The 13,973-nt window shown below is 36.3% G+C and carries 14 protein-coding genes; 1 reads left to right on the top strand and 13 read right to left on the bottom strand.

Going from position 1 to position 13,973, the window contains the following annotated elements:
- Nucleotides 1-90: 90 nt before the first annotated feature.
- The 11 genes from atpG to ISU00_RS06055 all read right to left on the bottom strand — a co-directional run bounded on the left by atpG (nt 91) and on the right by ISU00_RS06055 (nt 11,130).
- Nucleotides 91-951 carry an ATP synthase F1 subunit gamma gene (atpG, locus tag ISU00_RS06105; protein WP_228853164.1) on the bottom strand — a complete coding sequence of 287 codons (861 nt, stop codon included), beginning with the start codon at nt 949-951 and terminating at the stop codon, nt 91-93.
- A 55-nt stretch (nt 952-1,006) separates the two neighbouring features.
- Nucleotides 1,007-2,587, bottom strand: a complete 1,581-nt coding sequence (atpA, locus tag ISU00_RS06100) for a F0F1 ATP synthase subunit alpha (RefSeq protein WP_228853163.1) — start codon at nt 2,585-2,587, stop codon at nt 1,007-1,009.
- A gap of 47 nt (nt 2,588-2,634) precedes the next feature.
- Nucleotides 2,635-3,171 carry an ATP synthase F1 subunit delta gene (gene atpH, locus ISU00_RS06095; protein ID WP_228853162.1) on the bottom strand — a complete coding sequence of 179 codons (537 nt, stop codon included), beginning with the start codon at nt 3,169-3,171 and terminating at the stop codon, nt 2,635-2,637.
- A gap of 6 nt (nt 3,172-3,177) precedes the next feature.
- The gene (locus ISU00_RS06090; protein WP_228853161.1) at nt 3,178-3,672 is read right to left on the bottom strand and encodes a F0F1 ATP synthase subunit B; all 495 of its coding nucleotides are present in this window, start codon (nt 3,670-3,672) and stop codon (nt 3,178-3,180) included.
- A gap of 83 nt (nt 3,673-3,755) precedes the next feature.
- Nucleotides 3,756-3,965, bottom strand: coding sequence for an ATP synthase F0 subunit C (gene atpE / locus ISU00_RS06085; RefSeq protein WP_228853160.1), 210 nt, complete (start codon nt 3,963-3,965; stop codon nt 3,756-3,758).
- Between the two features lie 19 nt (nt 3,966-3,984).
- Complete coding sequence (gene atpB, locus ISU00_RS06080) at nt 3,985-5,100, bottom strand: F0F1 ATP synthase subunit A (protein ID WP_228853159.1); 1,116 nt, start codon at nt 5,098-5,100, stop codon at nt 3,985-3,987.
- A 522-nt stretch (nt 5,101-5,622) separates the two neighbouring features.
- Nucleotides 5,623-5,874, bottom strand: coding sequence for an AtpZ/AtpI family protein (locus tag ISU00_RS06075; RefSeq protein ID WP_228853158.1), 252 nt, complete (start codon nt 5,872-5,874; stop codon nt 5,623-5,625).
- Nucleotides 5,822-6,247: a bactofilin family protein gene (locus tag ISU00_RS06070; RefSeq protein ID WP_228853157.1), complete on the bottom strand. Its 426-nt coding sequence runs from the start codon at nt 6,245-6,247 to the stop codon at nt 5,822-5,824. The genes ISU00_RS06075 and ISU00_RS06070 overlap by 53 nt, the downstream gene beginning before the upstream one ends.
- A 10-nt stretch (nt 6,248-6,257) precedes the next feature.
- Complete coding sequence (gene porW, locus ISU00_RS06065) at nt 6,258-8,795, bottom strand: type IX secretion system periplasmic lipoprotein PorW/SprE (protein WP_449500882.1); 2,538 nt, start codon at nt 8,793-8,795, stop codon at nt 6,258-6,260.
- Nucleotides 8,796-8,910: 115 nt separating this feature from the next.
- Entirely contained in the window at nt 8,911-9,618 is a 708-nt protein-coding gene (locus tag ISU00_RS06060; protein ID WP_228853155.1) for an ABC transporter ATP-binding protein, read from the bottom strand.
- Nucleotides 9,619-9,630: 12 nt separating this feature from the next.
- Nucleotides 9,631-11,130, bottom strand: a complete 1,500-nt coding sequence (locus ISU00_RS06055) for a DUF5687 family protein (protein WP_228853154.1) — start codon at nt 11,128-11,130, stop codon at nt 9,631-9,633.
- Nucleotides 11,131-11,209: 79 nt separating this feature from the next.
- Between ISU00_RS06055 and ISU00_RS06050 the strand changes: the two genes are divergently transcribed.
- Nucleotides 11,210-12,265 (top strand): ferredoxin--NADP reductase, encoded by a 1,056-nt coding sequence (locus ISU00_RS06050; RefSeq protein ID WP_228853153.1) that lies wholly within the window; start codon nt 11,210-11,212, stop codon nt 12,263-12,265.
- Here ISU00_RS06050 and ISU00_RS06045 read toward each other — a convergent pair whose 3' ends face one another.
- Nucleotides 12,266-13,291, bottom strand: coding sequence for a glycosyltransferase family 9 protein (locus tag ISU00_RS06045; protein WP_228853152.1), 1,026 nt, complete (start codon nt 13,289-13,291; stop codon nt 12,266-12,268).
- Nucleotides 13,292-13,306: 15 nt separating this feature from the next.
- Nucleotides 13,307-13,915, bottom strand: coding sequence for a DUF4254 domain-containing protein (locus ISU00_RS06040; protein ID WP_228853151.1), 609 nt, complete (start codon nt 13,913-13,915; stop codon nt 13,307-13,309).
- Nucleotides 13,916-13,973: the final 58 nt, after the last annotated feature.

Below are 13,973 nucleotides of genomic sequence, written 5' to 3'. Positions count from 1 at the left end.
TTTCGAAAGTTTAAATGTAATTAAAACCTAAGAGCAAAAAAAGCAAAAGCCCCACTGAAACAGTGAGGCCTTTATATATAGTTTTTCAATTTATCCGTTTAAAGCTTCCGCACCACCAACAATTTCAAGAATTTCATTTGTAATCGCAGCTTGTCTCGCTTTGTTGTAAGTTAAGGTAAGTTGACCTTTAAGATCTTTTGCATTATCAGTTGCTTTATGCATAGCAGTCATTCGCGCACCATGCTCACTAGCAAAAGAATCTCTTACCGCCTTGTACAATTGTGTTTTAAGCGATTTAGGAATTAATTGCATTACGATCTCCTCCTTCGAAGGCTCAAAAATGTAGTCTAAGTTTACATTCTTGTCACTTTCCATTGGTAAAATAGGCAAGAATTGCTCTGTCTTAATAAGTTGTGTAGCAGCATTTTTAAAGCTGTTATACACTAATATCACTTTATCTGCTTCCATTGAAGTGAATTTCTCCATCAACATTTCGGCAATTTCAGCAATATTATCGAAAGTTAAATCATCATAAACTTGGCTCTTGTTGGCAAGGATATTACATCTCTTTTTAAGGATATCATTTCCCTTTTTTCCAATAGTAACAACAGAAACTTGTTTATCCTTGTACTCATCAAATACCAGACGATTGGTCTCTTTTATAATATTAGAATTGAAAGCGCCACATAAACCACGATTAGAAGTAATGGCAACAACCAATACTTTTTTAACCTCTCTTTGATCTGAATATTTGCTCCCAGAATCTGCATCTAAAGACGCACTTAATCCTTGCAGCAATTCAGTAAGCTTATCAGCATAAGGTCTCATCGCAGTAATTGCATCTTGGGCTTTTTTCAACTTTGCTGCCGATACCATTTTCATGGCACTGGTAATTTGCATGGTTGAAGATACCGATGCTATCCTACTGCGTATTTCCTTTAAATTAGCCATTCTTTAATTATTAAGCTTCAAAAGTTTATTGCTAAACTTTAATCAAACTACAATCTTAGTTCTTATATTTTGCAGACAAATCTTTAGCAACCTTACTTAAGGTATCCGTCATTTCGTCTGTTAGCTTACCTGCCTTAAGTTGATCAAGTACATCTCTGTGCTTAGCGTTAAGGAATTCTAAGTAATCTCTTTCAAATTCTTTAACCTTATCAACTGGAACATCTCTCAATAAGTTCTTAGATCCAGCATAAATAATGGCAACTTGATCTTCTACGGTAAATGGGTCGTTTTGAGCTTGTTTTAGGATCTCAACGTTTCTACGTCCTTTCTCAATAACATTCAAAGTGGCAGCATCAAGGTCTGAACCAAACTTAGCGAAAGCTTCCAATTCACGGAATTGCGCCTGGTCTAATTTCAAAGTACCTGCTACTTTTTTCATGGATTTAATCTGAGCAGATCCACCAACACGAGATACAGAGATACCTACGTTAATCGCAGGACGCACACCTGAGTTAAATAAATCTGACTCCAAGAAAATCTGACCGTCTGTAATAGAAATTACGTTGGTTGGGATATATGCAGAAACGTCACCAGCTTGAGTCTCAATGATTGGAAGAGCCGTTAATGAACCTCCTCCTTTTACCTTAGACTTAAGAGATTCTGGTAAATCGTTCATTTGCTTGGCTATATCATCATCATTGATAACTTTTGCAGCACGCTCTAATAAACGAGAGTGAAGATAGAAAACGTCTCCTGGATAAGCCTCACGTCCTGGTGGTCTTCTTAACAATAATGATACTTCACGATAAGCTACCGCTTGTTTAGACAAATCATCATATATAATAAGAGCAGGTCTACCTGTATCTCTAAAATATTCGCCAATTGCAGCACCTGCCATTGGAGCATATACCTGCATTGGGGCAGGATCTGAAGCGTTAGCAGCTACAATAGTTGTATAAGCCATTGCACCTTTGTCTTCCAACGTTTTTGCAATGTTTGCAACAGTAGAAGCTTTTTGTCCAACAGCTACATAAATACAATATACCGGTTCACCTGCATCATAAAACTCCTTCTGGTTGATAATGGTATCGATACAAACCGTTGTTTTACCAGTTTGACGGTCACCAATAACCAACTCCCTTTGTCCTCTACCTACAGGAATCATAGCATCGATTGCCTTAACACCAGTTTGAAGAGGCTCATTTACAGGCTGACGGAAAATAACACCAGGAGCTTTGCGCTCTAATGGCATTTCTAATAATTCGCCTTGCAAAGCACCTTTACCATCGATCGGGTTACCCAAAGTATCAACAACACGGCCTACAATACCTTCACCTACTTTAATTGATGCAATTCTTTTTGTGCGCTTTACAGTTGCTCCTTCTTCAATTTCTTTTGAAGGGCCCAACAATACAATACCTACGTTGTCTTCCTCAAGGTTTAATACAATACCTTCTAGCCCACCTTCAAACTCTACCAATTCTCCATATTGAGCATTAGATAAGCCATAAGCTCGTACAATACCATCACCTACGGTTAGCACAGTTCCTACTTCGTCCAATGAAGCGGAAGCTTCAAATCCGGAAAGTTGTTGCTTTAAAATCGCTGAAATTTCAGCCGGTTTTACTTCTGCCATCTTCTAGTTAATATTTAAGTTCTCACCAAAAATTGGCGAGTTTACTTTTAGTTTATTGAAAATTCCTTTTTTAATTTATTTAATTGGTTTGCGATACTCGCATTATATTGTTGGTCGCCTACCCTCAAAATAAATCCACCTAGGATTTCAGGGTCTACGATATTTTTTAACTCAACATTTTTTGCGGTTAATTCCTTCACTTTTGCTAGAACCTTATCCTCTAACTCTTTTGTTAAAGGCACCGCGGTGGTAACTTTTGCAATCTCTTTATCTTTCAAAGAATTATAAAGAGCAACAAAGGAACTGGAGACAGCGCCCAACAAATTAATTCGTTTGTTTTCAATTAAAACATTGATAAGATTATGCGTTAATTCTGTTTCGCCAGAAACAATTTTTGTAAGGATTGCCTTTTTATCAGACGATCTAATTATAGGGCTTTCTAAAACAGCTCTTAATTCACTGTTCTCTTTGATCAATGAATTAATTTGAAGCATATCTTCATTTATCTTGCCTTCTATCCCCTTATCAACTGCTAAAGACAAAGTTGCTTTTGCATATCGTATTGCAGCTCTTTCTCCTGCCATCTAGGATTAATTTAGGGTTGTTTCGCCCAACATAGACTCAACAAGCTCAATTTGTTGATTCTTATCGGCCAATTCTTTTCTTACTACTTTTTCAGCAATCTCAAGTGATAGTGAAGCAACGTGGCTTTTTAATTCTGCCATAGCAGATTTCTTTTCGCTTTCGATAGCTGCCTGTGCTTGAGCGATCATTTTATTCGCTTGGTTTTGAGCCTCATCTTTAGCATCGGAGATCATTTTGTTTTTAATCTCTCTAGCCTCTTTCAACATAGCCTCTCTCTCTGCACGTGCTTCCTTAAGGATACGCTCATTATCCGCCTGAAGATTCTCCATCTCAAGTCTTGCGTTTTCGGCAGCTGCCAAAGCTTCTTTTATTCCATCTTCTCTATCGCTAACTGCGCCTAAGATTGGTTTCCAAGCGAACTTTCTTAAAAGAAACAAAAGGACTAAGAAGGTGATAACCGTCCAAAAAACAAGTCCAAAACCAGGTGTAATTAAATCCATTTCTAAATGTATTAAAGACTAATTTAAATTTTAAAAACACAGAAGCAACCAACCGTTACTTCTGTGCTTTGTGCTTTTTGTTATTATCCTTGTAGTAAAGCAACCACAATACCAAATAACGCTACCGCTTCAACGAAAGCAGCAAGGATCAATGCAGAAGACTGAATTTTTCCGTGCATTTCAGGCTGACGAGCCATAGCTTCCATAGCAGATCCACCGATTTTACCGATACCAAGACCAGCTCCGATAGCTGCTAAACCTGCTCCAATCGCTGCAATTCCAGTAATAGTCATAATATAAAATTTAAATTAATTAATGATGCTCTTCTTCTGTTGCCATGCCAAAATAAAGGGCAGACAAAACTGTAAAAATATATGCTTGTATGGCCGTAACCACTATTTCTATAATGCTAATGAACAAAGCAAATGCCACCGATACAGGCGCAACTGCGACAGTTTTAAATATGAAAATCAATGACATCAACGCCAATATGATGATGTGACCAGCCGTAATATTAGCGAACAATCGAATCATCAATGAGATTGGCTTTGTAAATATCCCGATGATTTCTATTGGCATTAGGAAAATTTTCATCGGAACAGGCACACCTGGCATCCAGAAAATATGTTTCCAATAGTTTTTGTTGCCGCTAAATGATGTAATGATAAAAGTAAATACTGCCAATGTGAAAGTAAACGCTATGTTTCCACTTAGGTTGGCTCCATTTACAATAGGTATGAGTCCGAAAATATTGTTTAACCATATAAAAAAGAATATGGTAAGCAGATATGGCATATATTTTCTGTAACGCTTTTCGCCAATCATTGGACGGGCGATTTCATCTCGAACGAAAATAATAAGAGGCTCAACAAAAGAAGCAATACCCTTAGGAACATAATTCTCGTCTTTGCGATAACGTTTTGCTGCAGAAATAAAGATGAATAACAACACAGCCACAGAAACCCACATCATAAAAACATTTCTTGTAATGGAAATGTCTATTGGATTTTGGGCGTTGGTTGGATGATGCTCAGCATCGAACTGCACTTCAGATGCACCTTGGTCTAATTGATACACTTTTTCGTGAACGTTAACAAATCGCATCCCGTTTTTCTCAACCACCACATGGCCATTATAATCATGGTGAAATTCTGATGACATGAAGGTAACAAGGCCATTATCAGTCCAAAGAATTACAGGAAGTGGAATGGTGATATGCTTTTCATCTTCTTGCCCTTCATTAAGGGTAATTAGGTGCATTCCATAGGCATCCTTAACGTGATGCATAATTAATTCTTTAGCGTCGAATTCTTTATATTCTTCCTCTAACTTCTCTAATCCTGTTTGCGGATCTGAAGCAAAAACAGTTGTTGCCAAAGACAAAAACACCAAAGAAAAAACAGTGCGTTTAAGTAAGCCTAACCCCATGTTGTATCGTTTAAAAATACCTTGCTGTAAATTTCGTGCAAATGTACGCACATTAAATTAAATGGCAAACAACATTTAAAATATTATTAATACGAAAAATTATGGGCTAATTTTTTGTAAATCAGGCCTTCTTTTGAAGGAATTTTGTAATCATTATCACCTCAAAAAATAAGTAAAGAAAATATGGGATGAAAAAATTAAAAACGTCAGGCTGCTTATTTTCAAAATCGCCTAGAATTAAGGGTAGCAAAAACACAATTGAAAGAATCATCTTAACAAAGGTGGCTATCATGAAAAGCATAAAGATTTGGTCGCTGCCCTGACTATTTTTAAAATTAATTAGAGTATAAAAAAGGGTGGTTACTATAAAATGAAATAGGTAAATCTGCCAAAGAGGGAAGAATAAATTTATGCCTGGGGCGAATGCTTGTAGCAAATACCAATGAGCGCCAAATAAAATTAAAGATAATAAGAGGTTAGTTATTAAGAATGAAGCTTCTCTCCTAGCAAATTCCTTAGACATTATTCATCATTTTTAGATGCTGCAATAATACGCCTAATTACAAAAATAGTTGCAAGGATTACAGAAGTAAGAGAAAATATAATTGTAAATATATTTCCTCCATCAGAATAATTGTCGTCTAACTTAACACCAATATAAGTGCCAATGGCAATAATGGCTGCCATTTGAATGGCTATGCTAGAATAAACAGCGTATGCGTTAAGCTGATTGTTCTTTTTCCGTTGGCCTTGTGGCTGATCTTGTTCCGCCATTTGTCAATTCTTTAATTGCCCCCTTCATTGAGCATGTAGCGTTGAAAGTTGCTCCTGGCTCCACTGCAAGTTTACCAACTTCAACTTCACCTTCAACATGGGCAGTTGCTCTTAATGTAAGGGTTTCTGACAACAATAGTTTTCCAGCAAACTTACCTTCTATATCTGCATAGGCTCCTTTGAGGGTGCCATTAATAAAACCTGTTTTACCAATGACAACCTTTCCCGGTGTTTTAATATTTCCTTGAACGGTTCCTTCTATTCTAAAATCACCGTCACTAATAATATCTCCGGTAATAGTTGTTCCTTTTGCAATTGTGTTTTGCTGGGATGTAGTGTCTGCCATATCATTTCGTTTTTTATCTGAAAACATAGGTTAAAATTTATTGTAATTCTAAATACTCTTGCAAATTCTTATGCGTTAAAATAATAGCGTAGTTTGGGGTTGATATTGTATAATAGGGTCTTTTAATATTGTATTCCTTTTCCTTCAAGACTTCTGCAAATCCTTCGGCTCCAATTGAATTGAGCAAACCATGCAAGACCACAAATTTAGTGTTCTCATCATAGGTATCCACTGAAAGTTTCAAATTATAGAATTTTATGTCCTTAATAATTTCATTCAGTTTTGCCATAAACTCTGGTATATCCTTGTATTCATCAGTTTTAAAAGGATACAACACTTTGTGATTTACATCCTCGTCGGCAACAAAGGTTTTTTCGGCCAATACGGGCATGTTTTTTTGCATCATCTCTTCCGCCCGTTTACCCTCCTCAGTATTAGGATAGGTAACGGCGATGTAATTAATTCCTTCTTTATAAGCCTCAAAACCATAAAGTCTTCCTTTAGCTGATGCTTTTAGAAACTCGAATTTCGGGACAATAGGGTCTCCTTGCATTTGATCTATATATTTTTCGGCTTCTTCTATAACATCACCAAATTCTTGGGCCTCATACCTTGCAAACAATTCTTCATAAATGCTTTCTGCACTATTCTGGTCTTTTGCTAATAATGAATCCGGATTCGCCAAAATCTCGGCATAACGTGAATCTGGATAATTACTAACAATTTCCTCTTTCATCGCATTTGCCAAACCTGCTTCACCTAATTCTTCATATATCTTATAAAGGTTATATTTTGCCGGAAGAATAAGTCGAGGTTCTGGATTACTTTTAAGAAGGTTTTCCAATCGATGCCTTGCCAATGCAAACTCCTGAAATTTCTCCTTATAAATAATTCCTAATTGGTAATAGGCATAGTTGCGTTGTTGTTTTAAACTATCAATTATGGCTGGTTCGGATGGTATTTGCGAAATATAAAAAGAAGGGTCGAACTTCTGTATTTCTGCCAATGAATCATTAACTATATCTTCTGGGGTCTGTATAGCAATTTGCCTTTGATCAGACCACCGCCAATTATCTGCTAGAGCCCTATTACCCCAAATTCTTGTGAATTCATTTTTACCATAGGCTACTGTTTGTGGGTTGTAGAAATAAAATGTGCTTGAATTTCTATTGTTTTGAGTTGGAAGACCAGGAAGGCTTCTAGATAATTGATTTTCTACAACTACCAAGCCCGCATTGTTACGCTCCAATATCTCGGCTTTTTCTCTTTCTGCTTCTGCAATTTCTTTTAGCTTTTCTGTATATGCGGTAAAATAAGCCTCACGTTCAATTTCTGGCATTCCTACCAATTGAAGAATACTATCATTTGCTTGGGCTATAGATTCGTACAAGATAACATCATCTAAGTTTTCGCGCTTCTTTTTAATAATGCGATATGGTTTTGTATCTACAACTTGGTTCAGCATGGTACTATCGTAATAGGCTCCGGCCAAACGGTATTCATTTCTATCAAAATACATATCCCCCAACGTATTATAATCTAGGGAACGAAGATGTTGGTCTTGCGTATTAGTTCTTAAGGACTTATTATAATACATTTCTGCCAAACTATCCCGGTTTTCATGTGTATAATATTCAGCTTTTCGGTAATAAATCTTATCTAAAAAGGGTCTATTCTCCCTATTCTCTTCCAAATCGGTCAAATATTCTAGGTAGGCCATCTTATCACCGGTCTCCATATTGAAATTCGCCGCACGCTCCATATGGGCATTTATATAATAGGCTCTTGGAATTTTCCTGTGTAAATCGATAATATGAGTAAATGCATGATTTGCACTATCCTTCATGCCAAATTCATTGAACAGCTGTCCTCTTATAAACCAATAGCGTGCTTCTTCTTTGTGATTTTTTGTCAGTTCCGCTGCTCGCTTAAGATGAACCAAAGCACTGTCTTTAGATTCTAGATTAATATATGCCTGGGCTAAAGTTGCGTTGGCATCTGCAAGATCCTGGGCCTCCAATTCCTCTCGATCCATCAAACGTTTTAAGTTTTTAATGGCAAGCACATCATTATCCAGCCGCATGTTTGTTTTTTCACGCCAAATCTTAGCTGCATTGATTTTGTCACTGGCTGGATATTTATAAAGGATGTAATTGAACGCTTGTAAGGCAGGTACAAAACGTTGGTCAAAATATCTAGACTTGCCCAAAAGCAAATATGCTTCATCAATTTGGGGATTGTATTCCTTTCCCTTTATATTCATGCCATGTTTTTGGACAGCCTTAATGGCCTTCTCTTCGGCATATTTAAAATCTTGGTTTCGCGACTGTCCCGGAAGCAATACTTCGTCGCTAATCTGCATGCGCTCAACAGGCAACAATTCCCAGTAATTCTCCGTAAAGGCATCATCAACTGACTGTCTCCCGCGTTCTAGTGCTAGATTTCCATTATAAAGAATATTATATTCTGTGCCCACCGCATGTAGGTTGCGACTTATAAAAGTGTTCTTTTTACGCGAGCATCCGGTAAGGATGATCGATAAAATTAGGGCACAAACGATATGTCTATTGGACAAATACAACGAAAGATGGCGGTGGTTTAGTTTACTATTAACTTATAAACGCTATAATTAGTATGTATAGCGGTAAAAATAAGCATCTTTTTGGATAAACGTTGCTTCGAAGGATAATTTACACCATTGAGGTTCCACCAAAATGTGCTTCCAATTCTCTCAAAGTTGCATCATTGGTTTTCAAGTCTTTAACTACATTGCCTTTTTCTAAAACCACGATACGTTCACAAACGTCCGTAACATGAAGTAGATCATGACTAGATATCAACACCGTAGTTCCTTGTTGTTGTGCCAAATTTTTTAGCAACCCTTTCAATCTAATCTGGGTTGTTGGGTCTAGGTTAGCAAATGGTTCGTCTAAAATTACCACTTCTGGCTCACCAATTAAGGCAGCCACAATACCTACTTTCTTCTGGTTTCCTTTGCTAAAATCTCGGATAAACTTTTTCTGATTTAGAATTTCCCCATGAAAAAAATCTGAAAACATACCGACCAAATTGTCAACATCTGCTTTGTTACGCCCACGAAGTTCTCCTATGAAATAAAAATATTCTTCAGGGGTAAGATAACCAACCAAAAAACTTTCGTCTATAAAGGCAGAAGTAAAGGGCTTCCAATCTTCGGTTTGGTTTACGATAATCTCATTGTTTTCAATAAAGCCAGTTGTTGGTTTTATTAGGTCTAATAATAAACTGAAAAAGGTGGTTTTGCCTGCTCCATTATTGCCTACTAATCCAAAACTTTCACCTTTTGGAATTTCTAGACTCGGAATGTTCAACACTTCCTTTTTGCCATATGATTTTGAAAGATCTTTTGCTGATATCATTTTTATTGCGTTTTAATCTTGGCTGAAAGCCTCAATCATTTTGTATTTAGAATTTTGATAACTTTTAGTAATCCCCTTAATTAATCGTGGATGTAGCACAATTCCGATAACGCCTAAAGCAATTAACACTAAGCTTGATACAAGAAAATTACTAAGCCAATAAACGATTCCGAATATTACCAACGGCAAAATCATAAGTGGTAGCCCAATAATCCATTGTACCGCACCCGTTCCCTGAAAATTGAAAGCTGCTCGTTGTGATAAATCTATTTTCTTACGATTGAAGGATCCGCCATAAAGGATAACATGAGAATTAACACCGATGTTATAGACTGCTCCAGCAAAATGCGCTAATAAAATTTTATACCCAAAATAAACATATGGAATGGTAAGAATAAACATTACAACCACACTAAAAACCATTAAGGTGAATTTTGATTTTAAATATTTTTCATACTTAATGTTTTGGCTCATTAACAATTTATAATAAGCACTGTCCCAGGCAGGAATAAATTGACCAAAATTGATAAGAAAGACACCTGTGCAGAACACGCCGACGAAGGCAAATATCCAAGGCATATTGGCATAAGCAGGATTTGGGTAGAAAAACAGGCCATACAGCAATCCAATAATTAAAATAAATACAGATGATCTAGATCTTTTATTTCTCCAAATTAGCTTTAAATCAAGTTGCATAAATGGCGCCACATCACCAAAACGCCTAGTCCAACCCATATCCAAGGTTTTTACTTCTTGACTTTTCGATTGAAGAGAAACATCTAAATACAAATTATTATAAAGAAGTTTGAAATTAGTATAGTATGCAAAAACCAATAACAAAATCGGAATCACAATTAAAATTGGATAGTCTAGTATGGATTGTATTGATAGAAATATTAGGTTTTTAAAGGAGATAATATTGAAATTGTCAAGGGCAAATAAAACGCCAACTATTACCAAAATTGGAAGAAAAGACAATTCAATTTCAGAAGACCATGCTTCAATTATAAAATTGACAAAATTTATAGTTAATGAAATAAGAGCAATTAATAATATCCACAGAACAACACCTGTAACAGCATAACCTTTATAAATTAAGACAGACCCAAAAGGTATGGCCGCAAATAGGGGTAAAAAATTGAAAAACGACAGCATGGATTTTCCTAAAACATAATTAACCACATTTTTCCTTTTTACGGGAAGGGTTAAAAACGGTTTAACCTGCATAACGGGTAGCTTTTGAAGAAAAAACCTCATCATAAGATCCGCCAAAATCCAATAAAACAGGAATTTATTGGCCATCTCAAAAGGGTCCTCAGAAGGATAAAGTTTCTTAAGTATTGGATAGAGAGAAACTCCTAATGCCACAAACATCACCATAAAGTAGATGCCTAAAAATATCATTAGAGCCTTAAGGGCCAATCCTTTACCAAATGTAGCTGATCGAAAAAATTCCTTGAATTGTAGGTTGATAAAATGCCTTATCATTTTATTGATGGATAGTTTTTGCAATGATTAGTATTAAAAAAACCAATGATGTTACAGTCTAATAGTTCTTAACATCTTTAGTATTTTTGCCAAAATTTTGTTCATGTCTAGATTTCACCGATTAAAAGTAGTAAACATAAATAGAAAAACCCCTACTGCCGTTACAGTTACTATGGGAATTCCGGATGATTTAAAAGATAATTACACTTTTAAAGCTGGCCAGTATATAACCTTGAAAACAATTTTGGGAGGCGAAGAGGTTCGCAGGGATTATTCAATTTGCATCGCTCCCAATAGTGGCGAAATAACAGTAGCGGTAAAAGAAGTTAAAGACGGCTTATTTTCTAAGTATATAAATCAAGATTTAAAGGTTGGGGATGTCATTGAAGTTACAGACCCCAATGGACGGTTTATTTTTGAACCCAATGCAAGCCTTAGTCGAAATATTGTTGCGTTTACAGCGGGCAGCGGCATTACACCTATAATGAGCATTATAAAAACCGTGTTGACTCAAGAACCACAAAGCAAAATTCATGTGCTCTTTGGAAATAGCTCTAAGTCTGAAACGATTTTTTATAATGAACTCGTTTCTTTGGCTGAACAATTTCCTGGTCGCTTCAATTTGAAATTCATTTTTAGTCAGGAGGATCAAGATGGTGCTCTATTTGGAAGAATAGATAGGGGTAAGGCTTTTTATTTTTTAAACTCCCTAGATGGAATCGAACCTGATTTATATTACCTCTGTGGACCAGAGCAAATGATTTATACCATAAGTGATGCTTTAACAGAAAGAGGAATCAATAAAGACAAGATAAAATTTGAATTATTCACTATAAAACTAGATTCTGAAGAAACGGTGGAATCATCCATCCCAGAGGGCAAAACGGAGGTAACCATTATGCTAGACGATGAGGAGACCACTTTTATCATGGATGCTGATCAATCTGTCTTAGGGGCTGCGTTGAAGCAGAAATTAGACCCCCCATACTCTTGCCAAGGTGGAATTTGCAGCAGCTGTATCGCTAGAATTTCTGAAGGGGAGGTAAAAATGCGTAAAAACTCAATTCTTACAGATGGTGAAATTGAAGAGGGATTGGTACTCACCTGTCAATCCCACCCTGTAACTCCAAAAATTTATATTAATTACGACGATGTTTAATTAATCCTGTCCTAACAATTCTCTCGCTGAGGCAATTATTTGCTCAGGTTCAATTGTAGAAATTGCTGTTTCGTATCCGTCGGGATATCTATTGCCATAAACAGAAGTTGGGATTTTTGGAAAACTACTTCTATCGGCCATTAGGCCTCTATTTATTTTTTTATTATAAGGGGCAAACCCAAGATAAGGATGGGTCACCCCCCACAATGTCAAGACTGGTATGCCAAAATTAGCGGCTAAATGTCCATTCCCAGAATCCATGGAAACCATAACATTTAAATTCGATACTATCTTAAGTTCATCTCCAAAGTTGAACTTTTCCGCCATATTAAAGACGTTAGTATATTTGTTGCTAATATGCTCTAATTTCAACGCCTCATCTCCAGGTGAACCAAAAAGAAATATTTGATAATCCTTTTCTAATACATCAATAACAAGCTTCATCTGTTCAATTGGATAAACTTTAGATACATGTGCAGCAAATGGAGCAATTCCAATCCATTTTTTTTCCTTTTTAGGAAAAACATTTAAAAACGCCTCTGGTAAAGGTTTTCGGTTGACATCAATTTGCGGGAGTAGAGTAAAATTGAAACCTAACTCTTTAAAGACATCAACATACCTTTCAGAGGTGGTCTTTAACTGCTTAAAGATTCTTCCGTTGATTAATTCCTTTTTATCTTGTCTCCCCTTATCAATTTGAAGAAATGGAATGCCTTTTAGAAAAAATCTCAAAATCTTTGTCCTAAGAACATTATGCAAATCAGCGACAGCGTTTATGTTTAATTCCTTCAATTCCCTTGATAGCCTATAGAGACCTGCAATACCTTTGTGGCGACCTTTCAGATCTCCGGCAAAAACCTCAACCTGATGTAAATCTGAAAATATTGGTTTAAAAAAACCTCTTGTTAAAAATGTGATTTTAAGTTCTGGATAGTTTTGTAAAAGACTTTTTAGTACAGGATAAGTCATTGCAACATCTCCCATGGCCGAAAACCTGATGACCAAGATGTGGGTCTGTTTAGCCATTAATTATGAAAGGATCTATTTTTGTGAACGCAACACCGGATTCAATTCCTCGTCATTGTACATTTTCATTTGTTTATAAACTTTCATGTACTTATTTCCTGAAGCAATATCTTCAAGCAACTGGTCGATTGCACTACTTAAATCTTGCTGCTGCTCTAATAACACCTCAAGCTTTTTTGAACAAGCCTCTATATGCGAAGCGCTGGCATCTGTCCTTAAGGTTTCCTCCTTCATGTGGTAAATCTTCAAGGCTAAAATAGAGAGACGATCGATAGCCCATGCGGGGCTTTCTGTATTTATTGTGGCCACTGAATTGGGTATAACTTCAGAAAATTTTTGAAGAAAATAACTGTCAATATATTCAACCATATCCGTTCTGTCTTGATTGGAAGCATCAATCATTCGTTTCAATTTCAAGGCGGCAACCGGATCGATATTCGGATCGCGAATTATATCTTCATAGTGCCACTGCACAGTATCAATCCAACACTTTCTGTAAAGCAAGTGTTCCAACAGCTGTTCTTCATTATCATATTTGTTTGTAAATAACTGATATACATCATCTTTTACATGATAGTCTTTTATAGCTTCGTTAAAAACAGCGTTGGCCTTAGAGGTAAACATATCTAACAGATTTTAGACTGCAAATATACTTATTTCTTAACTTTACTCGGCACATACA

The organism is Aegicerativicinus sediminis, assembly GCF_015476115.1.
Taxonomy (GTDB): domain Bacteria; phylum Bacteroidota; class Bacteroidia; order Flavobacteriales; family Flavobacteriaceae; genus Aegicerativicinus; species Aegicerativicinus sediminis.
The sequence above is the reverse complement of the archived record's forward strand: the minus strand, read 5'-3'. Positions and strand labels throughout refer to the sequence as shown.